The 25,856-nt window shown below is 44.2% G+C and carries 22 protein-coding genes, 1 other RNA gene and 2 pseudogenes; 4 read left to right on the top strand and 21 right to left on the bottom strand.

Features of this window, described 5'->3' with window-relative positions; translation table 11 throughout:
• Positions 1-14 precede the first annotated feature (14 nt).
• The 3 genes and pseudogenes from trxA to EV202_RS10535 all read right to left on the bottom strand — a co-directional run.
• Positions 15-416, bottom strand: a pseudogene (gene trxA / locus EV202_RS10545) (thioredoxin); the annotation flags it as partial.
• 37 nt (positions 417-453) lie between these two features.
• Complete coding sequence (locus EV202_RS10540) at positions 454-693, bottom strand: hypothetical protein (protein ID WP_131927033.1); 240 nt, start codon at positions 691-693, stop codon at positions 454-456.
• The gene (locus EV202_RS10535; RefSeq protein WP_106068235.1) at positions 683-889 is read right to left on the bottom strand and encodes a hypothetical protein; all 207 of its coding nucleotides are present in this window, start codon (positions 887-889) and stop codon (positions 683-685) included. Before EV202_RS10535 ends, EV202_RS10540 begins: the two co-directional genes overlap by 11 nt.
• A gap of 468 nt (positions 890-1,357) precedes the next feature.
• Between EV202_RS10535 and ssrA the strand changes: the two genes are divergently transcribed.
• Positions 1,358-1,754: a transfer-messenger RNA gene (ssrA, locus tag EV202_RS10530) on the top strand.
• A 133-nt stretch (positions 1,755-1,887) separates the two neighbouring features.
• Here the strand turns inward: ssrA and EV202_RS15295 are convergent.
• Positions 1,888-2,399 (bottom strand): annotated as a pseudogene (locus tag EV202_RS15295) (response regulator transcription factor); the annotation flags it as partial.
• Between the two features lie 4 nt (positions 2,400-2,403).
• Between EV202_RS15295 and EV202_RS10515 the strand changes: the two are divergent.
• The 3 genes from EV202_RS10515 (at position 2,404) to EV202_RS10505 (ending at position 5,634) form a co-directional block, all read left to right on the top strand.
• Positions 2,404-3,051, top strand: coding sequence for a chitobiase/beta-hexosaminidase C-terminal domain-containing protein (locus EV202_RS10515; protein ID WP_234878286.1), 648 nt, complete (start codon positions 2,404-2,406; stop codon positions 3,049-3,051).
• A 338-nt stretch (positions 3,052-3,389) separates the two neighbouring features.
• A complete protein-coding gene (locus EV202_RS10510; RefSeq protein ID WP_131927029.1) occupies positions 3,390-4,511 on the top strand; it encodes a lactonase family protein in 1,122 nt (373 codons plus the stop codon).
• A 73-nt stretch (positions 4,512-4,584) separates the two neighbouring features.
• Positions 4,585-5,634: a DUF4831 family protein gene (locus EV202_RS10505; RefSeq protein ID WP_131927028.1), complete on the top strand. Its 1,050-nt coding sequence runs from the start codon at positions 4,585-4,587 to the stop codon at positions 5,632-5,634.
• Position 5,635: 1 nt separating this feature from the next.
• Here the strand turns inward: EV202_RS10505 and EV202_RS10500 are convergent, their stop codons facing one another.
• The 17 genes from EV202_RS10500 to EV202_RS10420 form a co-directional block, all read right to left on the bottom strand.
• A complete protein-coding gene (locus EV202_RS10500; RefSeq protein ID WP_234878285.1) occupies positions 5,636-5,998 on the bottom strand; it encodes a PqqD family protein in 363 nt (120 codons plus the stop codon).
• 4 nt (positions 5,999-6,002) lie between these two features.
• A complete protein-coding gene (locus tag EV202_RS10495; RefSeq protein ID WP_131927027.1) occupies positions 6,003-7,667 on the bottom strand; it encodes an MFS transporter in 1,665 nt (554 codons plus the stop codon).
• Positions 7,668-7,859: 192 nt separating this feature from the next.
• On the bottom strand, positions 7,860-8,219 hold the full coding sequence (gene secG / locus EV202_RS10490; protein ID WP_106068221.1) for a preprotein translocase subunit SecG: 360 nt from the start codon (positions 8,217-8,219) through the stop codon (positions 7,860-7,862).
• A 4-nt stretch (positions 8,220-8,223) separates the two neighbouring features.
• The gene (locus tag EV202_RS10485; protein ID WP_106070389.1) at positions 8,224-9,048 is read right to left on the bottom strand and encodes a tetratricopeptide repeat protein; all 825 of its coding nucleotides are present in this window, start codon (positions 9,046-9,048) and stop codon (positions 8,224-8,226) included.
• Between the two features lie 4 nt (positions 9,049-9,052).
• Complete coding sequence (locus EV202_RS10480) at positions 9,053-9,577, bottom strand: LptE family protein (protein ID WP_106068220.1); 525 nt, start codon at positions 9,575-9,577, stop codon at positions 9,053-9,055.
• Complete coding sequence (locus tag EV202_RS10475; protein WP_131927026.1) at positions 9,564-10,814, bottom strand: sigma-54 interaction domain-containing protein; 1,251 nt, start codon at positions 10,812-10,814, stop codon at positions 9,564-9,566. The genes EV202_RS10480 and EV202_RS10475 overlap by 14 nt, the downstream gene beginning before the upstream one ends.
• Position 10,815: 1 nt before the next feature.
• Positions 10,816-11,913: a 4-hydroxythreonine-4-phosphate dehydrogenase PdxA gene (gene pdxA, locus EV202_RS10470; RefSeq protein WP_106068218.1), complete on the bottom strand. Its 1,098-nt coding sequence runs from the start codon at positions 11,911-11,913 to the stop codon at positions 10,816-10,818.
• Positions 11,914-11,917: 4 nt separating this feature from the next.
• Positions 11,918-12,973 (bottom strand): DUF4837 family protein, encoded by a 1,056-nt coding sequence (locus EV202_RS10465; protein WP_106068217.1) that lies wholly within the window; start codon positions 12,971-12,973, stop codon positions 11,918-11,920.
• 69 nt (positions 12,974-13,042) lie between these two features.
• Entirely contained in the window at positions 13,043-14,083 is a 1,041-nt protein-coding gene (gene rlmN, locus EV202_RS10460) for a 23S rRNA (adenine(2503)-C(2))-methyltransferase RlmN (protein WP_131927025.1), read from the bottom strand.
• A 295-nt stretch (positions 14,084-14,378) separates the two neighbouring features.
• Positions 14,379-16,517: a SurA N-terminal domain-containing protein gene (locus EV202_RS10455; protein ID WP_131927024.1), complete on the bottom strand. Its 2,139-nt coding sequence runs from the start codon at positions 16,515-16,517 to the stop codon at positions 14,379-14,381.
• A 122-nt stretch (positions 16,518-16,639) separates the two neighbouring features.
• Positions 16,640-17,896, bottom strand: a complete 1,257-nt coding sequence (locus tag EV202_RS10450) for a hemolysin family protein (RefSeq protein WP_106068214.1) — start codon at positions 17,894-17,896, stop codon at positions 16,640-16,642.
• Between the two features lie 12 nt (positions 17,897-17,908).
• The gene (gene lptC, locus EV202_RS10445) at positions 17,909-18,535 is read right to left on the bottom strand and encodes an LPS export ABC transporter periplasmic protein LptC (RefSeq protein ID WP_125239269.1); all 627 of its coding nucleotides are present in this window, start codon (positions 18,533-18,535) and stop codon (positions 17,909-17,911) included.
• A 4-nt stretch (positions 18,536-18,539) separates the two neighbouring features.
• Positions 18,540-19,862: a tetratricopeptide repeat protein gene (locus EV202_RS10440; RefSeq protein WP_131927023.1), complete on the bottom strand. Its 1,323-nt coding sequence runs from the start codon at positions 19,860-19,862 to the stop codon at positions 18,540-18,542.
• 48 nt (positions 19,863-19,910) lie between these two features.
• Complete coding sequence (locus tag EV202_RS10435; RefSeq protein ID WP_106068211.1) at positions 19,911-21,173, bottom strand: OmpP1/FadL family transporter; 1,263 nt, start codon at positions 21,171-21,173, stop codon at positions 19,911-19,913.
• Positions 21,160-21,891, bottom strand: a complete 732-nt coding sequence (locus tag EV202_RS10430) for a type III pantothenate kinase (RefSeq protein WP_131927022.1) — start codon at positions 21,889-21,891, stop codon at positions 21,160-21,162. Before EV202_RS10430 ends, EV202_RS10435 begins: the two co-directional genes overlap by 14 nt.
• 682 nt (positions 21,892-22,573) lie before the next feature.
• Positions 22,574-24,055 (bottom strand): glycoside hydrolase family 30 protein, encoded by a 1,482-nt coding sequence (locus tag EV202_RS10425; RefSeq protein ID WP_174704378.1) that lies wholly within the window; start codon positions 24,053-24,055, stop codon positions 22,574-22,576.
• Positions 24,056-24,103: 48 nt separating this feature from the next.
• A complete protein-coding gene (locus tag EV202_RS10420; protein ID WP_106068207.1) occupies positions 24,104-25,849 on the bottom strand; it encodes a RagB/SusD family nutrient uptake outer membrane protein in 1,746 nt (581 codons plus the stop codon).
• Positions 25,850-25,856 lie beyond the last annotated feature (7 nt).

Genomic DNA, 25,856 nt, shown 5'->3' with positions numbered 1-25,856 from the left:
TAATTATTCCGTTACTATCCCTTTAAGTTCTTGCCAGCTTCACCCCCAAGCAACACCTCTTCGATGGCACGTTTAAAGTCAGCCTTCGACATGGCTCCCATAGCCATTTGAGGACTCTCGTTCATCGGGATGAACAAAAGCGAAGGAATAGAACGAATGCCGAAAGCCGCCGATAATTCAGGCTCTTCTTCCGTGTTTATCTTATAAATGTAAATAGAATCGCCATATTCGGCAGCAAGCTCTTCCAGAATAGGAGCCACCATCTTACAAGGGCCGCACCAGTCCGCATAGAAGTCTACAATAGCAGGTTTATCACCCAAATATTTCCACTCGGAGGGATTTGTCTCATAATCCGCCACTCTTCTCAAAAATTCACCTTTTGTCAATTGAATTGTTTTCATCTTATCCTTATTTTTATATTATTCATTTTCAGTTTCTATAATCACTCATTTTTCATCTCCGATTTCCAGATTGATAAGGCTTTATCACATCTCCATAAACACGCTTCCGACTATTTGCAGTGGAGCAGCCACTTCCTCCGCAAGTGAGGTTCAGGGCAGCTTGCAACAGAAATGCCACAGCCGGTAGAAGAAACACGTAATCGGTCGAATACAAGGCATAAAAGCCAATGCCGATGCCGGCAACCAATCGTACAAGACGTATGGCGTCCCAGCTTTTCAGACTACGACTCATCTTTCGGTGCTTTTTGAAAAGAGTTAAACGCCAATCCTCCCAACAAACCACCCCACATACTACTATAAACAGGCGATGATGTGATCGGACAACTTCCGGTAGAACAGCCAACAAATCTCCAATAGAGATAACCTGCCAATACTCCCAGCAAAATGCCAAGCAGGGTGGGTCGATACTTTTTCCACATTTTTTCCATTCCAGTACAATTTTAACTGATTTATATTCCAATAAGACTATTTTCCACAAGAAAACAAATAAGGAACACAAATGTTTTCCATAAGAACATATTTTTATAAGAAAACAAATATTCATAGGGAATAAAACATTGGCTTAAATCTGTCGGCAAGCTTTTAAGTATTCATTTTGAGATTGTTTTTTCTGTTTACAGCAGAAGCATTGTGGGTCGTGCAGTAAATAAAAAGCAGAAGAGAAGCCAAACGTGAACCGGAAGAGGAGGCAACCCATACATAAGGATTATTTACCATAAGGACACCACTTTTCTCTAAAAAAACAGATATCGAAAGCAAAGCAGGACAATCCACGCTCAAAGTTTTATCCCGAAATGAGAGTCTGTTTAAATAAAGTTTTCGTATCTTTGCACCGAAGAAAGCGGGATAATCCCGTTTCTTCCACATTTTTGTTTTCCTGTAAGTAACAAAGTAAAGGGGTTGACTGGATTTGACAGCGGGCAGAAATGGTAAGTAAGCATGCAGTGCGTCGTTGATTTGCACTTAAATCTCAGTCTTCAAAATTTTATCTGGCGAAACTAATTACGCTCTTGCTGCTTAATCGAATCATAGTAGATTAGCTTAATCCCGGCACAAGGTGCCGGGACGAGACATCACTCGGAAGCTGTTGCTCCGAAGCATTCCGGTTCAGTGGTGCAGTCACATCGGGGATAGTTCGTGCCAGCCTCGTGGCGCGAATGAAAATTTAGAGGATAAGGCTGCGATTGATGGCTTTGATTCTGTCGCAGCACGAAAACCCAGGCAAAGATAAGCATGTAGAAAGCTTATGATTTCCTCGTTTGGACGAGGGTTCGATTCCCTCCAGCTCCACAAATGAAATGAAGGTGTGTTAAAGGACAACTTTAAGATTGGCTTTCAAGCACGGATTTTACGGATTCACGGACAACATCAAAGTTCGTGTCCATCGTAAAGTCCGTGCTTGTATCATATATGATGCAAATCTCTTTCACTGCCTTATCTTTTTCTTATATTGTGTCGGCGTCTCTCCCGTATATTGTTTGAAAGCAGTACTGAAATAAGAAGAGGTGGTGAAGCCCACTTTCTCGGCAATGTCGGAAAATATCATGTCAGTAGAGTGGATTAACAGTATAGCCCTTTCCATCTGGAATTTATTAATATACTCATTGGCGCTCATATCTGTCAGCACTTTCAGTTTATTGTAGAGAGAAGCGCGACTCATTCCCATCTCTTTTTATAGCCGTCTTTCTGGCTTTGCTCATCGTGGCGGGCAGTAAGCAATATGACCGGAATGTGACTGACATCAACATTCTTCTTGATCTCCATACAAAGTTGATAGCCGTTCATGCGTGGCATCATCACATCGCTCACAATGACGTCGGGCACATGTGTCTTCATTAATTGCAGGGCCTCTACACCATCAGCAGCCGTAATGACCTGTTTGAAAAACTCTTTCAGTGATTTCTTCAAGAAGTCTGTCATGTCCGGATGGTCATCTACCGACATGGTTTATACCACAGATGGTACCGAACCAACAGCCCGATCAGCCCGTTATGAAAGCCCCATCAGCTTCAGTACAAACGGAACACTGAAAATCGCCACTTTACTGTCTTCGGGCAAGTTGAGTAGAGTGCGCACTATCCTCATTGAGAAACAGACACCGATGCCTGCCATCAGAGCCGAAAATCTAAAACAAGGACTGACTGTCGAAATGACTTACGGCTACTATCTCAATATAAATGAACTGAATGCTTCCGCTAAAACTCCCGATGTCATAAAAGAAATAAAGCAACTCAACGAATTGACTTCCCAAGAGAAGTATGACGAGTCGATGCGCAGTGTCAAGCAATATGCTGCCGTGGGCACCGGTTTCCTGGAAATTCCCGCCGATGGGGTCTATTTCCTTTCGTCCGACTTAGAAGAAGTCTGGTTAGACGATAAGCTACTAATAAACAATAGTGGTGAAGTTAAACGCCATTCTCGTAAAGACACCTCTATTGCTTTAGCCAAAGGCCTTCATAAACTAAAAACCGTATTTCTGGGACATATTATTGGCGGATGGCTTTCCAACTGGAACGATGGAAGCATAAAGCTTCGCCGAAGCGATGAGGCTGAGTTCAAACCGGTAACAGGAAATATGCTGTGGCATTAAGCAATATATGGCAGTACAATGTATACATATAGAAAGCTTCTTGAATCCATAGAATAAAATCGTTTGCTGTAAACAGTAAACTTGTTCGAAGTTCGGATAAATCTCTGTTCGCGCCGTGCGTTTTTGTATCCGCACGGCGCGGACAGATATCCGCAACGTGCGAACATATATCCGCGCACTGCGAACAGAGACTGAAGCGAAGCATAAGAAAAGAAGAGAGTATCGTAAGTTGAAATACCGCGCATTTGCATTTGTCACTTTAAATGCCTAATATTGCGTGCTTATCGGTCATTACACAGACCGATGGGATATTTTCCTCATTTTTTAACAGCTTCTGCATGAAAACATTTCTTTTTTGTATGCTCGGATTAAGCATCTCTGCTTGTACGCCAAAGAAGGCAAGCAATAATCAAGACGAACTCGCCATGCTGGTAGGAACTTATACCAATGGAACAAGCAAAGGTATTTATACCTTTCGCTTCAACCAAGAAACGGGTATGGCCACTCCTCTCGACTCCATAGAGTTAGCCAACCCCTCCTACCTCACTCCATCCGAAGATGGGAAGCTGGTCTATGCCGTAAGCGAAATGAACGATAGCACAGCCTCCCTCAACACCCTCTCTTTCGATAAAGAAACGGGAAGCATGTGCCTGCTGAACACGGAACTCACGCTGGGAGGTGATCCCTGTTATGTGGCTACAAATGGAAGCAAGGTAGTGACAGCCAACTATAGTGGTGGAAACATGTCCGTATTCTCCTTACGTAAAAATGGAACAGCAACTCCTATAGACACTCTCTTTGAAGGTACTGCCACAGGTCCCGACACCATACGCCAAAACACCCCACACATCCATTGTGCTGTCTTCTCGCCGGATGGAAAATATATCTTTGCCACCGACTTCAGCTCCGATCGCATCCTGCGTTTTGTTCTGCACCCCAATGCGGCCACTCCTCATCCCTCAATGGAGACAACTGACATTGAAGCCGACTCCGGGCCACGTCATCTGATTTTCAGCCCCAACGGTAAATATGCTTATCTCATCACCGAGTTGTCAGGCAAAGTCATAGCCTTCAGCTACGACGATGGCCGTCTTAATCAGATACAAACCATCACCGCCGATACATTGGCCGCCCGCGGAAGCGCAGACATACACCTCAGTCCGGACGGCAAATATCTCTATGCCAGCAATCGCCTGAAGGGAGACGGCATTGCCATATTCTCCGTTAATCCCCAAAATGGGAACTTAGCCAAAGTCGGGTATCAGCAAACAGGCATCCACCCACGTAACTTTAACATCACTCCTAATGGAAAGTTTCTGCTCGTTGCCTGCCGTGACAGCAATATCATTCAAGTGTTTCAACGTGACGAGCACACCGGGTTGCTGAGCGACATCCACCGGGATATCATATTGGACAAACCCGTATGCATACAATTCACCAATTCAGTTAATAATCCCTAAACCACATCCGGACAACGATATCTTGATTAACTTTGTTCTCAAACAAGGTTTATCCAAACGAACGTATGCATTTATGAAGAAAAATATATTGATATTATCTGCCCTGCTACTGACCACTACTTCCATGGCTCAAACAGAAGTTACAACCGGTGTAATGCGTGGAAAAGATTACGGAGTGACCTATCTGTTGCCCAAAACGGAAATAGAAATTGTATTACAAACCACCAAACACAGCTATACTCCTGGAGAGTTTTGCAAATATGCCGACCGCTACCTCCGTCTCAACAACGTATCTGCCGAATCGGAAACATATTGGACATTGGACAAAGTGGAAAGCCGTGTAATCGGCCTACCGGACAAGGACAACGTGTATTTCGTCAAGATGAAAGACAAAACCGTGGCTCCTCTCATGGAGCTCACAGAAGACGGTATTGTCCGCTCCATCAACATTCCTTTCAGCGGCCGACAAAATACCAAGACACCTGAAGCGACGACCTCCGAAAGCAGCATTGACCCACGTAGTTTCCTGACGGAAGAAATTCTGATGTCAAATTCCACAGCCAAAATGGCCGAATTGGTAGCCAAAGAGATTTACAGCATACGCGAGAGCAAAAATGCCCTGTTGCGTGGCGAAGCAGACAACATGCCAAAGGACGGTGCCCAACTCAAACTCATGCTTGATAACCTGAATCAGCAAGAACGTGCCATGACAGAGATGTTCTCAGGTAAAGTGGAAAAGGAGTCCAAAACGTTTGTTATCCGCCTAACGCCCGAAGAAATGCAAAACGTAGTTGCTTTCCGCTTTTCCAAGAAGTTGGGCGTAGTAGCCGACACCGATTTAGCCGGTGAACCGTATTACCTCACGATTGCCGACCTCAAAACACCGGATATCTCTGCAACCGAAGAAAGCAAAAAGAAGGTAGATGGCATAGCCTACAACCTCCCGGGAAAAGCACAGCTAACCCTTGTATACAACAATAAAAAACTGCTTGACGAATCACTTCCTGTTACCCAATTCGGCACAGTAGAGTATCTTGCACCCGTATTGTTCAATAAAAATTCAACGATCAAAGTGCTGTTCGACACAGCAACAGGGGGACTAATAAAAGTAGATAGGGAGTAATTCAGGACTTGACTGTTAATCGGATAAAACCGTCCTTACGCAACTGCATCACATAGGCAGTGACACGCGTAGCATAGTTGCTTTCATCTTTAAAATGTCCGGCAAGCAGGGAAACAATTTCACTTACAGAGTGCTTTCCATCTATCAGTTGCCAAACGGCTGTACCATGCTCTTCGAGTGTCACACGAATATTGGGCGACATACCTTTCGACAACAAGAATCGACACACCCATCTGTATTTAAACCGAGGATAGGTGAGCACAGCACACTCACCTTCCCACTCGGTCATTATATGTTCGCAGCGCACCGGAACAGCATCTAACAGACTAATCTTTCCTTGAGACGCTCTATATTCATCTGCCACAGGTTTATTCTTTAATATTAGGCTCTTCCAATCCAAGGCCCTTCTTTCTATCTACCACTTTCAGAACAAAACCCAGCACCAAAGCGGCAACACCCAAACATGCCAACATCACCAGCGGAACTGTATAATCATACGACACAGCTGCTTCTTCAGGCGTAATCAGTCCATTCTTCAAATCCTCCACCAACTGCGGATTGGTTTTGTCAAGCACCTTACCTATCAACAATGGGAAAAGCCACAAACCAATATTCTGAATCCAGAAAATCAATGCATACGCACTCCCTATAATCTTAGCATCAACCAGCTTGGGCACACTGGGCCACAAGGAAGCCGGCACCAGCGAGAAACTGGCTCCAAGTACAAGAATCGTGAGATAAGCTATGAATATGCCGCCCACTGCATTGTCCTTGAACAACGGTAGTACAAACGCAAAGGTCAGATGGCATAAAATCAGCAATACAGAGCCTATCACGAGCATGGAAGCAGCCTTACCTTTATGGTCTACGTAATTACCCAATATCGGTGTGATGCCGACAGCCAACAAAGGAAATACGGCAAACACCGTTTCAGCACTCTGACGCATATAGCCCATGTAGCAGAACAACACCAATGCCACACCTGCCACCACCAGCAGGCCATACTTCATGTTGGCCTTCTTGGAGAAATTACTTGCAAAAGCCGCCGCTGCCACCACCAGCATGATGCCATACTGAATAATAGTTACAGTATTGGTAGCCCAAAAAGATTCAGGAGAAACCTCCGTGAATACCAAATTACATTGCAACATGTTCACCGCATATTTCTGGAAAGGGAAAATGGCAGAATAATAAAGCACACACAAAAGAGCCACCACCCAGAAGCCTCCGCTGGAAAGAATTTTTCCAAGATCACTGATTTTAAACGGGTCATCCTTTTCTTCCGCCTCACCGGTCTGCTCATCGAGCTTCTTGTCCATAAAGAAATAGACAATAAACATGATGAGTGCAATGAACAACAAGACAACACCGAATGCCACTGAGCGCGATACATCTATCACCCCACCCAACTTGGCAAACATAGGAGAGAATATCATACAGGTGGCCACACCCAAACGGGCAAGCGCCATCTCCGAACCCATGGCAAGCGCCATTTCGCGCCCTTTAAACCATTTTACAATACCGCGTGAAACAGTGATTCCGGCCATTTCCACACCGCAGCCGAAAATCATGAAACCCACTGCGGCAAACTTGGCCGATGCAGGCATACCCTTATAGAAAGGCGAGATTCCCAACTCATCAAAACCGGGAATATAATTCAGATTGTTATTAAACCAAGCTTCAAGTCCGCTTCCCTGAAAAGCCTCAGTCACGGCATACCAGTTGATAGTAGCGCCAACCAGCATCACCACTCCCGAAAGCAATGCCGTAAAACGCACCCCCATCTTATCGAGGATAATACCGGCAAAAATAAGAAAAAAGACAAATACATTGAGGAAAGTTTCAGACCCTTGCATCGTACCGAATGCGGTAGAATCCCATCCGCAAGTAGATTGCATCAAGTCCTTGATGGGTGATAAGATGTCCATAAAGATGTATGAACAAAACATGGCGAAAGCCAAAAACAATAATACCATCCAGCGCATTCCTGCAGAATCGCGCAATGTCTGATGAATTTTGTCCGTAGTAGTCATTTTTCTTGTATTGCTATAAAGTTAATAATTAAAAGCTCCGGATTACCCCTCTTTATAAAAGAGGGCGCGAATTACACGGCATTCACGAACTTATTTCTCTATCCGTGCTGTCCTGTGCAATCCGCGTCCCGCAAAAAGAGAGTGCACCGTTCAGACACACCCTCTTATATAAAGAATGTAAAATTCCTATTATCAGTTAGCCGCAGAATCGGTTTCAGCAGCAGGAGTTTCCGCTTGCGGAGCTGCCGTACCCACGGGCATATTATAAGGATTTGTTTTCTCTTCTTGCTGTGCCTGTTCCATAATAACATCGCCACCTTTACCGGAAGAAGAAGGTATTGTGTATGCAGATACAATACTGAAAACTACCATTGCGCATGCTAATGCCCAAGTTGCCTTTTCCAAAAAGTCGGTAGTTTTGCGCACACCCATAATCTGATTGGATGATGAGAAGCCTGATGCCAGACCACCTCCTTTAGAGTTTTGAATCAACACAATGAAACACATCAAAACCGATGCTATCAGCATAAAGATAATTAATAATAAGTACATTTTGTTATTTCGATTTAGCGTTAATAATCAATTTTTCCAAAAATCTAATTTGGTCTGCAAAGTAAGCATTTTTTTTTGGATAATTCAAACTTAATTTTTTAATAATTTCGAGTGCTTTGTCATATCTCTGCTGTTTGATATAGATTTTAGCCAAGGTTTCTGTAAAACAGCTGTCATCCAGTTCGTCTGTTACAGGAGTCGTTTTCCTCTTCTCCTCTTCATCAAAAAAATCCCCATTTTCACCCGAAGCCACTCCTACATCACCCGCTGTCTCTTCATCGCCCTGAGAAAGGGATTGCACCTCAAGCAGAGGTATAGTTTCCGACTCACTCTTACGAATAAAGCCATCTATCAGTTCATGCCCGCGTAAAGGAGGTACTTCAATCTCTTTTTCCAAATGTTCTTCAGAGGATTCGTCCTCCTCAATCAGGTAAGCAGTATAGTCCATGGCATAATCCAACTCAGAACTCTGAGAGTGCTCTTCGGGGATAGTGGCCAGGAAAGCATCGATCAAAGAAAGAGTACGATCCACGCTCGGTTCTGTCTCCAGCTCCTCGGAAAAGACAGAAGAGATCTTGCCAGGTTTCAAAGAAAAACGTTCACCCTCTATGAGATAGAACAATGCACGCCGGTCTGCCACATACAATACAGACTTGCGTAATTCTGCCCCAAAGCTGATGTCATGTAGCAAATAAAGATTTTTCAGATACAGCAAACGGAGTGACTGGAAATAAGGATAACGGGCTACCAATGTGCGAAGTTCGTACAAAGTATCCTTGTTTAATGTATCAGGATGCTCAATCCATTTTTGTAAATGAGTAAAGGTCATCATTCTACCAATTAGCTACAGTCGCATTGAAGATTTGTTCCGTAATATCTTTCACCATCACAGCAATCAACTGATCCTGCACCTCTGTGAGTAATCGCGAAGAATCGTATGTCTGAAAAGCCGAAAACTGTTGCTCGAAGTCTTCTTCATGATTTGTATTATTGACATAACGCACATTGACCGTCAGCGTCACTTTCACCTTCGATGAGTAGCCACTGGCATCCACAGCTTCATTGTATTGGTTATAACCCACTATTTCGCCGTCTATATCAAGATCACCGCCGGAGTTGACCAATTTCAAACGAGTCTGCTGTATAAACATGTCTTTCATTTTCTGGTTAAACTCCGTAGCCAAAGGTGCATATACATATTCTGCCCGATTCTGAAAATCGGCAATGGAAATCGATTTCACCCTTGTATAATCGATGGAGCTAATGGGCGCAAGGCCAAACTTCATCTGACAGGAATTTACCAGTAACAACAAGCTTATCAACAATGCGGCAGACGCCATTTTCTTAATCCAATCCATACTCTTTTATCTTTCTGTATAAGGTCCGCTCGGAAATATTCAAGTCCTGAGCTGCACTTTTACGCTTCCCACGGTGCCTTTCAAGCGCCTTGCGTATCATTTCTTTCTCCACTTCATCCAACGAAAGCGTCTCTTCCACATACTCTTCCGTGTCCAGAATGTCGTCATCTATCGAAGTCATGGGTTTCACCGAGGGATGTATGATAGTAGACACAACGGATGCTACCGGAGGAACCACAGCCGAAGGAGCCGACGTATAGTAAGCAGAAGCAGAAGCGACGGAGTTAGGCATCGTTCCACGTTCGGCCATGATATCATGCACCAACTTCTTCAATTCGGTCACATCCTGACGCATATCAAACAGCACCTGATAAAGAATTTCCCTCTCACTGCCAAAGCCCTTGTTCTCTCTCACTCCGAACAAAGCAGGCAGACGTTGTATATTGTTTTGCTCGGGCAGATAGCCTTTCAAGATGGCTGCATTGATTTCACGATTGGTTTCAATGATCGAGATTTGCTCGGTAATATTCTTTAACTGACGCACATTTCCTGGCCATGGATATGTCAGTAACATCTGCTTACCATCTTCCGTCAACTGAATGGCAGGCATACGATACTTCTCCGCAAAATCCGAAGCAAACTTGCGGAAGAGCAGTACTACATCTTCGCCACGCTCGCGCAACGGTGGAACTTGAACAGGAACTGTATTCAAGCGATAATATAAATCTTCACGAAAACGCCCTTCGGCAATGGCTTGTACCAGGTTCACATTGGTAGCGGCAACTATCCGCACATCCGTTTTCTCCACTTTAGAGGATCCTACCTTAATGAACTCTCCACTCTCGAGCACACGCAACAAACGAGCTTGGGTAGGCAAAGGCAATTCTCCTACTTCGTCAAGGAATATCGTCCCGCCGTTGGCCTCTCCGAAATACCCCTTCCTCTCTCCAATGGCACCGGTAAAAGCACCCTTCTCATGCCCGAACAGTTCGGAGTCAATCGTTCCTTCCGGAATGGCACCACAGTTCACAGCAATGTATTGCCCATGCTTACGCCGGCTGTATTGATGGATCATCTGCGGAAAACTTTCCTTTCCCACTCCACTCTCTCCAGTAATCAATACAGACAAGTCGGTAGGCGCCACTTGGATGGCGATGTCGATGGCACGCATCAGCACTTCGTTATTGCCAATGATACCAAAACGTAATTTCACTTGTTGTATCTCTGCTTTCGTCATTCTATAAATCCTCTTCTACACTATCAAGCTTCAGCTTGTCACTGTCATCACGTTTCTCGTAATATTGCTTGCGCAACGGATTGGCACGCGTCGCACTCTCACGTACACGGTTGCGAAATACATCTATCGCCACATAGATGGCCTGTCGAAATGAATCTTCTGAGGCAAGCCCTTTTCCGGCAATATCATACGCCGTGCCATGAGCCGGCGAAGTGCGCACCACCGGCAATCCCGCCGTATAATTCACCCCTTCGTCCATTGCTAATGCCTTGAATGGAGCCAATCCCTGATCGTGATACATTGCCAAAATGCCATCGAAATGAGTATAATTATCCGAGCCCATGAATCCGTCTGCCGGATAAGGCCCATAACAAAGCACACCCTGAGCAGCCATCTCACGAATGGCGGGAATTATCACTTCCTGCTCCTCAGTTCCCAACAAACCATTATCTCCTGCATGCGGATTAAGCGACAGGACAGCAATACGAGGTGCGTCAAGGGCAAAATCACGCTTCAAGGAGTGATTGAAAATCCTCAGTTTCTCCTCTATCAACTCCTTCGTGATAGTCGCAGCAATCTCTTTCACCGGCAGATGTCCGGTCACCAATGCGATTCTGAAATCATCTTTCATCAAAATCATCAGCGCCTTTTCACCATTTCCCAGTTTTTGTTCGATGTATTCCGTATGTCCGGGAAAAGCGAATTCCTCCGACTGAATGGTATGTTTATTGATAGGAGCAGTGACAAGCACGTCTATCAAGCCCTTTTCATATTCCTCGATGGCTTTTTCCAATGCTCCCAGCGCAGCCTTACCGGCTTCGGGGTCGGGTTTGGAAAACTCCACCTTCACCTCATCATCGGTACAGTTCACTACACTCAACCGATTATGAATGGCTTCGGATGCAGAGTTGACTATGCTGAAGTTAGTGGGCAAATCCAATGATTTACGATGGTAGGCTGCCACCTTGGGTGAACCGTAGATAATGGGAGTACACAACTCCAACATGGCAGGTTCTGCAAAAGTCTTCAAAATAACCTCATACCCCACTCCGTTGATGTCGCCCTGCGTAATGCCGACTCTTATTTTGTTATCTTCCATTTTATTACTTATTGTTTATTGTATCTTTCGAAACCGTGTTGAGTTGAATAGCCATTCCTTCCTGCTTGCTACCGGGCAACTTCAGCGTATAGAGTGAAGCTTCCATCTGACGAACCAAATTCCGTTTCAGTTTATCAGGTGAGTAGATAAAGATCTCCGACACAATGATGCGCTGATTGGCTTTATCCAAGCGTGTATGAGAGACAAAAGGGCCACCCATGAAATCACCTTTCACACGCCATAAGCCACGAGCTTCCAGCGCATATTCACCCTGCACGCTGATGGGACGCACATCGGTCATCAAGGAATCCGTCATCATATACATTCCTTCTCTGGCACCCGGGATATTGGCTTTCATCACAGAATCGCGTTTGTGCACAAAATACTCCTTGGTAAACGTCTCTTTATCCGTATAAGGATAAGAATAAATTACGAAGTTCTGGTCACCGGTAGCTGCATTCGTTCCTGCCCAGAAGAAGCCCTCACCCTGCTTGGTAGAGGTCAGTTCGCCGGGAACCCACACATCGCAATCGAACATGCTTTTCACCTTTGTAGAGATATAGTCACTATGTTTATCCTCCAAGACCGAAATCTGCCGGTTCATTTCCGCATGGGTAAAGAAGTCGATGATGACCTGACTGTTCTCTTCCACGAATTGGGCAAACGACGGTTCATCAGGCGCCTGAATAGTTAGGATAGATTGCGGAGCAGCATAGACGTTCTTTGCCGACTTGAATTTGGGCTGAGTGTACTGGCTTTTGTTCACATCTACAACGATGATGTTGCGAATCATCTTCAACGTAGCATCATAATTAGCCGGATCGGTATACATGATACGGAATGAACGTTCCGACTGCGGCAATCCGGGTACATCCGAATCAAGCACATCGAACAAGGCTCTACCGGCAGGACGTTCCCACAATCCAGCGTTGACTACCACCAGAACTTCATACGCACGACCACTGGAAGTTGGTGTAAACACTCCCTTCTTGTCCTTTCCGCATGCAGCAAAAAGCATCAACACAAGAGCCATACTTACATAAAACAGGTGTTTTTTCATATCTCTGTCAATTTAGTTTTCACAAAGCTAAGAAGAATGCACAATATCCTTTCTACCAAAGCTAATAATTTATATTAATTTGCCCTTATTCTCCTCTTGCTTGGCAGTAGAAAGCATACCACACGCCGCAAAAATATCTTCACCGCGCGAAGAGCGTATGGTGGTGAACAATCCGTGCGACGTCAGATAATCGCGGAAAGCAGTCATCGTTTCCATATCGGCTCCTTCGAGATCCACATCCGGTATGGCATGGAAACGGATCAGATTAATCCTACAATCTACCCCACGCAACAACTTCAGCAATTCCTTGGCATATGTCAGTGAGTCGTTCACTCCTTTAAAGACAATGTACTCGAAAGATAGCCTGCGTTGCTTACTGAAATCATAGTTTCTTAGCAACTCCACAATCTCCGTGATGGAGAAAGCCTTTTCGGCAGGCATCAGATCCCTGCGCTGTAGAGGCACGGGCGAATGCAGACTGATGGCCAAATGACAGTCGGATTCTTCTATAAAGCGCTTCAATCCTTTCCGCAATCCCACGGAAGAGAGGGTGATACGTTTAGGACTCCATCCATACCCATAGGAGGCGGTCATAACCTCCAGTGCTTTCAGTACCTCATCCAGATTATCAAGCGGTTCGCCCATTCCCATCATCACCACATTAGTCAGCTTCTCTCTTTCGGGCAAAGAACTGATTTGATTGATAATCTGATGGGAAGTTAGATTGGCGGCGAATCCTTGCTTACCTGTCATGCAGAACTTACAGTTCATCTTGCATCCCACTTGAGAGGAGACACAAAGTGTGGCACGATCTTCTTCAGGAATATAAACCGCTTCCACAAAATGCCCCTCCCCCGTCCGATAGAGATATTTCACCGTACCATCTACCGAGCGCATGGCATCCATCGGAGCTTCGGCACCAACCTCATAAATCTCCTTCAACAACCCACGATGCTTCAACGAAAGATTGCTCATATCATCGATGGAAATCACTTTCTTATCGTACAGCCAAGAAGCTATCTGCTTGGCCGAAAAACCAGGCATCCCCAGATTCTTCACCACGTTTTGTAATTCAGCTAGGGTCAGCCCCAATAAAGGTCGTTTCTGCATTTTGTAGTTTTTTATTAAGAGGAACTTCCCGCCGAAAAACAACAAGCTTCATATAAGAGAACGTCCACTTCTCCCACCGGAATGCCCGACCTGTCGCAAAGACACAAATATTCCTCTGACAATGCAAAGGTAGCAATAAAGTTACATAAATTCAATGGAGCAAATGGAAAAAGGCACGGATTTCATGAAACCACACGGTTGTTATATAACCCATCCGTGCACTCCGTGAAATCCATGCCTATAGAGGTTCGAGATGCGTTGCAGCGCCTCTGAGCCTATCAGATTTCTACTTGTTTTAGAAGAACAAGTAGCGTTTATCCTTAACTTCTGCCTTCAAATACAAGTCATTGATGAATTGGCTTGCCATACGTGCATGCATATTCTTCAAGGCAACCTCTTCTGTCTCCTTGTTAAAGGTTTCATTCTGCTTTTCTTTTGCATAAGCCTGCAGAACGAAAACGCCGCCATTACCCTTGATGGGGGCGCTCAACTTATTCAGTTCGGCTACCGAGGCATAAGCACTTACCAACGGCTCACTGCTGCGAAGAGCTGCAACATAAGCAGGAGCACCGAAAGTAACATGCTTCACAGAGTCGCTGACAGCGTTCGTCAGGTTCTTATATTGGTCGAATGAAACGGCATTGGCAGCCTTCATGTCGGCCATGATCTTCTCAGCTTTCTTATCACGGAGGATTTCAGCTCTCAGTTGTTCTTTTACCAAAGCCAATGGACGATAGCCTTCCGGTACAATGCTTACCACACCTACCACCATCATGCGGTCGCTTTCGCCACACTCATACAGTCCCGAAACCTCACCGGCTTTGGCTTCAAACGCCCACTTCAATGCATCTTTGGTTCCTCTCACACCACCTATTCCGTGCTCCGAGCTATATAGATCGGTTCTGTCCAGCAATTTGTATCCTGCATCTTCCGCATTGGCAACCATCTTCTCCAACGTGTTATTGGCTGCTATGAATTGGCTGAACTCATTGTAAGCCTTACTATAAGTCTCCTTGCTGAAGTCCACCGGACGCTTGATAACAGCTACTTTATATTTATCTTTCACTGCTTTTTTGGCAGTCACCTGCAAAATAACATTTGCTTGCCCCAAGGTCAGATTAGTCAATTCATTCTGTGCCAAAGTAGTGACTGCAGTGATATATTTCAGGTTATCACCCTCTACTTGAGCACCTTCATAGTTAGTTGAAGAAATCCATGCAGGCTCACCGGTCTGACCATACTTTTTGGCAACCTCTGCAAAATCGGCACCACCTTTAATGGCGTTGTAAATGCTGTCGGCCAATGTCTTAGTCTTCGCAGCATCTTCGGCAACCACCTGAATCTGGCGGAACTCAATAGAGTCCGGCATAGAGGCAAAAGCCAACTTCTTGAAAGAGTTGATGGTATTGTCTTCTACATTATAATATGGGCCAAATACACCGCCTACTGAAACAGAATCCAGACGAGCAACCACGTCAGCCGGCAAAGAACGTGTAGTGTAAAATAAGTCAGCGTAGGAAACCTCCGAACCGGTAGAGCGGATAAAGAAAGCATAATCTGTCGGAGTACCGGCAAGCTGTTCCGTATATTCCTCCATTTCTTTCTGGAGAGCGGCCTTGTCCTCAGCACTTGCAGTAACCTGCACGTCGATGAACTTGATATTACGGGTTTCGGTATATTGCTTGAATTGTTCTTTCTTTTTGTCATAAGCAGCCTTCAGATCGGCATCCTTCACCACAATAGTAGAATCAACAATGGAAGAATAAGGCACGGCAGCCAACAGCAAATTCGCCTGATTTACTCTGGCATCGAATGCACCCTGTGCTTCCACCGGATTAGAGAACAGAGATTTCGTGATCAAAGCCTGATATTTCTCCTGCAAACGACCTTGTATAAGTGACTTTTCGAGGAAAGACCAAAATTTATACATCGACTCATAATATTCCACATACTGAGAAGGCATCTGCGCCTTGTCCATCTTGGAATAATCCACCAAGAATTTCTTCAGCATATCTTTGTCGAATACTCCGGTTTGCGGATTGCGAAAAGGTGTTTGTTGCAGCATCGGGTGCACACCGGCATCAATGATGGCCTGAACTTCTGCTTTTGTCACGGTCAGTCCCAGTTTTTTGGCTTCTCTCTCAATCAGTTTATTATTGATGTATGTTCTCCACACCTCATCCTTGATCTGATTGGTCTGTTCATCGTTCAATGCGCTGTTGCCACTGGAAAACTTAATCACTTCCGTGTACTCTTCCACCAATGCCTGATAATCCTGAGCAGAAATGCTCTCTCCGTTCACCTCACCTACATCTTGCGACTGGTGTGGCTGAAGTACTTTCCAAGCATCGCCTGCAATGAAAGCAAACAGCGCCAAACCAATAACAATCACCAATAAAGGTCCTTTTGACCGAATGTTTTGTAATGTTGCCATTTTAGTTAGTATGATTTATTTGTTTATTATTATTCTCTATCCAATTCCTTTTTAGCGCACGAAGATACAAAAAATGCTAATATACATCTATTTATTGCGTAAAAAAATACGCTTATACGGAATTATTCCACGACTTTCAGCTTTACCAATTCTATTTTCGTAGCCGTGACTTTGATTATTTTGAACAGATAGTTATCTACGGCAATCACCTCATGCAGTTTCGGGAAGCTCTGATAGCGACTCAAGATCAATCCGCCCACCGTCAGATACTCATCCGATTCGGGTAAGTCCAAACCGAATGTTTCATTCACTTTTTCTATTTCCAAACGTGCCGAGAGCACATACTCATGCTCAGAAATCTGCTTGCAGATATAAGAAGAATTGTCGTGCTCATCCTCGATGTCCCCGAATATTTCTTCCACCAAATCTTCCAGCGAGACAATACCTGCCGTACCGCCAAACTCATCCACCACCACGGCAATGGTCCTTTTCTGCTGCATAAACAGTTTCATCAGCTTATGCGCCGACATGGTCTCGGGAACGATAGGCATTTCCTTGATATTATTTCTCCAATCTGTCGGATTCCGAAACATTTCCGACGAATGGATATAGCCTACCACATTATCTATATTCCCATCATATACGATGATCTTCGAGATACCCGACTCAACAAAAAGGTTCTTCAGCTCTTCCAGCTGCGCAGTGCGATCCACCGCCACCACTTCCGTACGCGGCACAATGCAGTCGCGTATCTTTATATTAGAGAAGTCCAGCGCATTCTGAAAAATTTTTACTTCCGTATCCAGCTCCTCTTCATTGCCGGCATTCTCTATGCTCGTCTGTATGAAGTAGTCCAGATCCACTTTGCCGAAAGCCTTATCGGAAGCTTCCTTGTTTATCTTCACCCCGAACAACCGCAGGAACAGATATGATAATCCGGAAGCCAGTTTCGAGACGGGGAACAAGACAACGTAGCAAACAAAGAGAGGAAGCGCGCAGAAGCGCAGCATCAGGTTGGGGTTAATCTTGAACAAGGCCTTGGGAAGGAATTCTCCCGTCACCAAGATAATAAGCGTAGAGATAATGGTCTGCACCAGCACCATGACAAAATGGTTGGAGATGATACCTGCCAGCAGATTCACCTCTATAATCTGTGCCATCAGGATACCGTAGATGACGAGCGCAATGTTGTTACCGACCAACATGGTTGAAATGAAGTTGTTGGGATTGCGCAGGAAATAAGAGATGATGCCTGAAGTGACGCCTGATTTCTTTTCCATTTCAAAGCGAAGCTTATCCACAGAGACAAAGGCAATCTCCATTCCCGAAAAGAAAGCCGAGAAAGCCATTGTGATCAATAAAAAAATGACGGTATCCATCTTTGTATCTTTTCAGTTTATGCTATCGGTTTGCAGGCTGTCCCCTGCCAATGCCTCTTCGTCAATATAAAAGACGCCTTCCGGCTTATGGATCTTATAGACAGTCATCTGCTGATTTGACTCAAATCCACGCCCGGTGATGATTCTGTCCGGCTGTTCTATACGGATAAACCTGTCGGAATAAATTCTCTGCTCCCGTTGATTCCAATACAGCAATTCAGTGGAGAAACGTTCGCCTTTCAGGTTCTTGATGTCTACGTGCCCCATCAGTTTCCATAATTCATCTTTATTATAGTAGTAGGCCGTATCGGCTTTGATGCTGGCTTCCACTTGAAAAATGGAGTCGAATTTCTCCAGATACACCCCTCTTTCAAAAGCCCAGTGAGGAGGATCTTTACGGTCGAAGACCAGCCACTCTTCCGTATGGATACGATAGCGTGTCACGCCTGAATCGGAAATGAGCGAAGTCACACCGCGAGTATCGAGTATAGGCAAAGAATCGCGTTCGGTAATGGCCTTACCCAATGCCTTCTCCCTGTGCGAACAAGCCGAAAATAAAAGAAACATAACCATCGCCCCAAGGACAATGGTTATGCTAAAAAATCTATAATAGATCGCGTTTACGAAACGAAACAACATGATTTTATCTGATAGTTGTAGTCTCACCTATCCACCCACCGATGGTGATACGATCACCGGCCTTATACCCCAACATGAAGAGGTCTTTGGCCTGAGGTGTGTGGCGTGAGAAAGAAGCGATCAATTCATTGGCTCTTTCGGCAACGGAAGGATCCACTGCCTTAGCCCTCTGTAGCTTATCTATTGCCAAGAAATAAGTACACTTATTCAAAGCCGGCTCATCATTCCAATTCGGGTTAGAAGCATACAGCTGTGCCAACAGGATATAAGGTTCACCATAATTCTCCTTATAGCTGATCGCTTTCTGGCAATACATTCTCGATTGTGACAATCTCTTGGCCTGCATCAAGGAAGCTGCTGTGAGATAAGCCATTTCAGCCTTTCTTCCATTATCCGTTTCCATATCCAGCGCTTCATCGAAGTATTTCACGGCCACGTTATAATCGCCTTTCTTGTAATACATATAAGCCACACCTACGGCTGCATCGGCCGTCGGGTTAACTTGATACAGATAATCGGAAGCCTTGAAATAAACCTCGCTTTCGTTACACTTCATCATCTTCAAGATGGCAACGGTCTTAGCCAGGAAAGCAGAGTCGGTCTTATTCTCTTCCACTTTCGGACCATAGATATTTTGCAAAGATTCGCAGTCAGCAACGCCACTCTGCACGAACATGGCCACCAGATTGTCCTTGATGGTCTGCAGCACAGCTTTCTTCTGTTCGTTCGTTTCAGCGACAATCGCATCGTCGGCTGATTTGGAGGCATCGATGTAGCCTTGGAAGAACAAATCGGTATGATTACTATCGGCTTTCACTTTGTTCATGGACGTTTCCAAGAAATAGTGAAGAATGGCGCCATCCGGATCATCGGCTGTTCCCTGGACGGCTTCCTTCAACCATTTGTAAGCTTGTTCGTTATCCGGATTCGCAGCATATTGAATATAATCGATAGCTTTCTTACCCAATTCCTTAGCAGGACTCATCGGAGTCTTTAGACTTCTGTTGAGGTCCGGTAAATACTGTAATTCCTGATCATAGACCTGCATCAGTTCGTCGAAATATTTCTTGTAGTCCGCAGAATTACGGTCTTTAATGTCGCCAAGAAAAGCTCTCAAAATTTTAATAGCATCCAAATAGGTATAAAATCTCAACGTCGGGCAATTCTTCAGCACCTCCATACATGGAGCATACGCATCTTTAAAATTTCCCGCTCTTACAGCCTCGTGCGAGATACTGCTCTGAGCTTTGCAATTGTCTGTCTGTGCAAAAGCGCCGGTCACTCCACCCGAAAGGAGCAAGACAGCTACAAGCGTCTTCATTTTCATTGTATTCTAATTTTTAGTCGTTATTATAATCAAAAACCTTCATTCCCATTAATTCACCTTCCGTTTAAAGAACCAGCGTTCATTGAAAGTGACTCCGACGGAAACACGCAACACGTTTTCATTCAAGAATTCCGCACGGGAGCCATTCACCCTCGCATATTGTGCCGAAAGGCTCAGCATAGAACGTGTTCGCGGGATAGGCAATCCGAAGCCGGCTGTCACGCCATATTCATCGGCAGCACGTACACCATCTATCTTATAGTAAGGTTTGGAGTAGTAAGCTCCCAACCGGTACTTCACATGAGAGAGATAACTTCTTCCCACAGGATTGGGCAGATATTCTGCACCGACCGACAATCTTGTACGGTCGCAAAGTGCCGAACAGTCATTCATAAAAGTCACATCGCTCCACTTTTGGGTCAGCAGGTCCATACCCAGTGTCAGCCGTCCGTCGTACACATACGTCACACCCACGCCCAAACTTGCCGGAAGGCCGCAAGTGAGAAGGGTATCTTTCGTGGTAGTACTCACCCCGGTGGTGGAGTTACCCAATTGAGTCACCCTGTAAGCATCGTTATTCAAATCCTGCTTCGGCGAGAAGACCACTCCCAAAGTGGCGACATGCTTCTTTCCAAACCGATGGGTATATTGCGCTCCCAAGTCAATCTTATAACTTTTTATCGCCACATTCAGCTGCTTCTTATAGGGAAACACGGACGAAGCGGATGTAAAATTCATCTCCGAGGTTCTCGTTATGTCTCCCCAAAAATAGGAAACATTGGCACCCACGGAAAAGTTCTTAAGGACTTTAAAGCCTGCTCCCAAGAACAACTGATGCAAACCGCCTTCACCCGAATAGGTCACAGAGTTGGAATTGTCGGGATACTCCGTATTCTCGCGATATTCTCCCATGTTGTATCCCACGTTCGAATAGGGTAATAATCCCAAGCTAACGGCAGCCCACTTACCGGCGCGGAACTGCATCGTGATATAGTCGAAGCTGGAATTCTTGGCATTCCGTTTCACACTTCCGATACCGAAATTCACATTCTGGAAAGAAACCCCTCCATCGAAAATGAAAGTCAGCGAATCCACGGCCGTATAAGATGCCGGATTGGCAAAGTTGACCTGTGAATTATCGCGCAAACCATAAGCAACGCCCCCCATAGCCCTGCTGTTGCCTGAACCATGTTCCGCCAGCTGTCCGTATCCGTATCGCGTATAGGGAGAATTCGTATTATTTTGAGCGACTGTCGCTCCGGATAATATCATGAGCAAAAGCACCAAAGGTGTTTGTTTATAGCTTGCCATTATTATAGTTTAAAATTCTATTTAATCCTTTCAATACTAAAAATCTGTCTGCAAAGATGATATTTTTTAAGTTTGTATCAAAAGAAAAATCATCCCCGCCCGTTAAAAAAACCAAAAGTTCAGGATATTTATACTTCATAGCCTTTATGTAGCCGGCTATTTCGTATTCTATTCCTTTCAGCACTCCTGCACGGATGGCGGTATCGGTATCTTTGCCCATCGGAGGCAAAGCCCCCTCGGCAGACACCAAAGGCAATCGGGCAGTGAACCGGTGAAGCGCCTTGAAACGCATCTGCATGCCGGGCGAAATGTTCCCTCCATGGTAGCGTGCTGCCGCATCGATAAACTCGTAGGTGATGCAGGTACCTGCATCCACCACCAGTATATCCCTACTGGGATATTGCTCGTTGGCACCCACCACGGCGGCTATGCGGTCGTAGCCCAAGGTGTGAGGCGTATCGTAGAGATTCTCCACCGGGAGTAAGGTCTTTTCATCAAGCCACAGTATCGGGAAGGGCAGATTGTCCAAGCGTTCGCGCACCTGTCCGTCCACGTCAATGACAGTAGCCACGACAGCCTTCTCAAACGGATATTTACTACAAAAAACGGGCAGGTGCTCCAATGTGCAATTGGAGTCATACACCACCTCGACAATCTCCTTACCGTTGAATGCCGCCATTTTAGCCACCGTATTTCCTATATCGATAATCAGATTCACAGCACAGCTCCTTATCTTCAGTGTACAAAGATATAATCAATATCACTACCCCTCATCATTCTGGAGGCTGTTTTTTTAATTCGAGGTGTATAAACAAGGGAAATCAGAGAACTCTTTGTTTTCTTCGACAATGCAGATATCCGAAAAAAGGTTTGCGATACCGGAATCTTTTGCACGGCAACAGATAGAGTAAGCAGGATGCTTGGCTTCCGGGATGTCTTCTCGCAGAATATCTTTTTGCGCCAGATTCTGAATGTCGTGGTTGGCCGTGCCCTTTAACAATAGAGAGTGTCAGAATTAACCATGACAAGTTAATCTGACACACTATAAGCAAACTACAGATTCTTACCTGAGTCGGGATAAGAAGCTGGTCGATAAACTCACACTGAGACTTGTATTTTAGAGTTAAAGTCCATTGTTTATCAGACGTTTACCCCTACCCTATCAGACACAAGTGTCTGACGGCTCAAACACCTGTGTCTGTCACGTCAGGAACTTGTGTCTGTCGGCTTGAACATTTGCGTCTGTCATGACAAAGGCTTGCAGCTGTCAAACAGGGGGGAGGGCGCTCGGCGTAAAAGGCTCTCTTCTGCCTAACCACTGCAAACCGGTGCATTCAGGAAATATCCGACCGATAGGATGCAGTCCCTCATCTTTAGAAGAAGGAACTGCCTATCCCGAATTATTTCATATAGAAGGAATTAAACGAATGCGGTTTTAAAGTTACAATTAAAAATTTAGCTCCTAATTGTATTGTCAATTCCCGTGGTTCATCATTAAAGTTACCCGCTACTACCAAATATTTATTATCTGAAGTTAGAAAAACCATGGCGGGTAATTTATCATCACCTTTTTCTTTGTACTGCAACACCTTTGTGCCCGAAACTACTTTATCACTAAAATGCCTCACAGCATAATATTCCGGAGTATAAGTTACAGCACCGGTTTTAGAATTGACATGAATCAGTGCATTTTGTTTCCATCCCCATGCACTTGTACCCTCATCACACAATATCGCATTCCAAAAAGTATACTCTTCACAACCATTTCCCAAATAATGATTTATCAAATCAAACGTATGCTCCGCCGCTTTCCAGTCAAAAGTACCCGAACCGCATTCATTTTCTGTTTGCATATATTTATACTGAGGATATTTTTTACGAATGCCGGGCAAAATCTGTCCACCCCACCATTGAAATCCCAAACCGTCAACCGTTTCATGCATGCGAGGATCGGAGAGAATCTTATCAACAACTTCAAAACGATTGGTGTTAAGTGTTCCCAGGTAAAGAGAGACATCGGGATGCTGTTTTTTTAATTCCGGAGCTAAATATTCAACATTAAAACGAATGATGCCTTCCGGAGTCCATGCACAACCGGGGTATATGGTAAACGCCCATGGCTCATTTTGGAACATCACCCTTGTCACAGGAACATTTTCATCTCGATAAGCAGAAATGAATTTACAAAAATAATCTGCATAGGTTTTCAAGTAACGTGGATCTTGAATAAAGTAGTCATTTACGGCAAGTCTCCTCGGATAATAAGCATCATTCCTCTCTGTATTGTTTTCATGAAGAATAATATTAGATAAAGGAGACATCTTATTCACTTTATCGTTACTAAGAATCGAATAATAATGATTTACTTTCATCCAAGAAGGAGGTGACCATGGAGAAGCCCAGAAAGTCATATTCGGATTATAATGCAGCGCTCTTCTTATGAAAGGTATAATCGTTTTTTTATCACGATCAACATTAAAATATTTCAATTGAAAATCGCCATCGACCTCATCACAGCTATACCAATCACGAGCATAGTCATTAGCATTCATCGGTATACGTCCCATAGTGAAATGCAATTCCCCATCGGGTGAGAACAGCTTATTTAAAACGACATTCTGTTGTTCAAGAGATAACAGATTAAGGGCATCCCATCCCAATTCATTAAAACATGTCCCCCATTTTTTAAATATTTGTATACTTTCTGTTCCGAGAACCTTCAAAACGGGAGTCGTTTCACTCTTCGATTGCAGCTTTATTTTCGTCTCTTTCCATACATCGTTTTCCGTACTGCAAAACCATGTATAAGATTGAGCATACAAATCAGACATACTTATTGCCAAGCCGCTAACCAGCAATATCTTTTTCAAGAATCTTTTCATACTTCTTCTTTCCATTTTAAATTCAACTAAAATTGGATAATCTCTTATTTAATTAATAGTAGGATAGCCGGGATTCTGCTTCAGGTTAGGGTTCGTTTGAAGAACAGTACGTGAAAGAGGAATCCACATGGTGTGTTTATCCGCATCCGGTTTTTTATCCCACCAAGTCCCGGAATTATAAACTCCGAATCGGCATAAGACACGCCTTCGTTGTCCTTCACCAATAAATTCTCGTCCCCATTCATCCAATAACTCTTGTTTGGTAATTTGGCTACCATCTTCGTTATATAAACTGGGAGACCCTTCCGGATAATACCTCTTTCTTACGGTATTAAGCAATTTTGCGGCAGAAGCGCGATCTCCTTTATTAAATTTTATTTCCGCCAAGTAATAATAAATTTCTGCCAGACGAATCACGGTGTAATCAGATTCTATTTTTGCAGGATCATCCGACCTGTAAATAGGATACTTAATCAAACACCATCCCGAATTTTGGTCACCATAAGGCATAGCCGATTCAGGAGTCTCTTTACCGCTGGAAGGCGCAGGTGAGACACTTAGTGTATCCGTATCCTGAAAGATGCCTACTTGGTCTCGAATATACAACTGATAAGCATCATTATCCGAACGCACATATTTTGTTTTTCCATCCGCAGTAGAATAATCCAACGTTCCATACAAAAATAATCCTTCTCGTTTTCCGTTTTCCAAATTTCGATATTTTTTCAAACGCACATCATCCGGATAGTTCATAAATTTACGTACAGGTTTCCCATTATCAAACGTATATTCCTTTCCTTTCAAATCCAGTCCCGGTTGCAATGCATACTTAGGATTACATCTCCCCCAGTCTGTAAAACCAAAATACAGTGCTGACATGAAAGGAGCCACATACCAATGCATATTTCCCGTATATGCCCAATGGGCTCCTCCATAAGAGCTGGCAAATGCATAAATCACCTCATCGCATTTATCATTATCCCAATCAAAAGGAGCATCCCATCTGTCAGCTATTTTATAGTAACCATATTTGCCATTGATGATATCTTCACAAATTTTCTCACATTCAGCGCTTTTATCTTCATCGATCCACCAGCAGGCATTCATATAGAGCCGGGCTAACAATGCTGCCGCTCCGGCCTGATTCCATAATCCTTGATCCGGTCCATTTCCTCCACTTTCCGATTTGACGCTCAAAGTCGGAAGAGCTTCCAAAAGTTCTTTTTCAAGGAAAGCAAAAGTTTCTTCAGGAGTAGATTGAAAAGGCAACTCTTGACTTGGATATTGTGTTACAAGCGGAATATTATGCATTAAATCAAAAAGCGTCATATACATCCATGCCCGCAACACCCTTTGTTGTGATATAAAATCATTGAATTCTTGTTCTGAATACCCTAAACGAGCAGGATTCAATTTCAAGAAATCAGCTATCACCGAATTACACTGAATGATGCCCCGATAAGTATCTTTCCACATATTATTAACAAACCAGTCGTCAATGGTCCAAGTATGATAATGAAGGCGGAAATAAGCCCCTCCATCATACCAATGTTCTTCTCTCTGTACTATCATATATTGATCTGCAGAAAGTTCGCCGAACAAGTAAGAACTTCTGGAGCACAGCCAATACGCATGTCCGAAAGGCCGGACAAAACTTTGAAGCACATTCTCCCGCGTTCGATAAAATTCATCTTGAGGGATAATGCTATAAGTGGTTTCGGACAAATCGGTACAACCGGTTATCACAAAAATGCCTAAGCAAACCAATATTTGTTTTAAACTTTTTCTTTTCATAATGCAA

This window comes from Prevotella heparinolytica, from assembly GCF_004342845.1.
In the GTDB taxonomy this organism is placed as follows: Bacteria; Bacteroidota; Bacteroidia; order Bacteroidales; family Bacteroidaceae; genus Bacteroides; species Bacteroides heparinolyticus.
The sequence above is the reverse complement of the archived record's forward strand: the minus strand, read 5'-3'. Positions and strand labels throughout refer to the sequence as shown.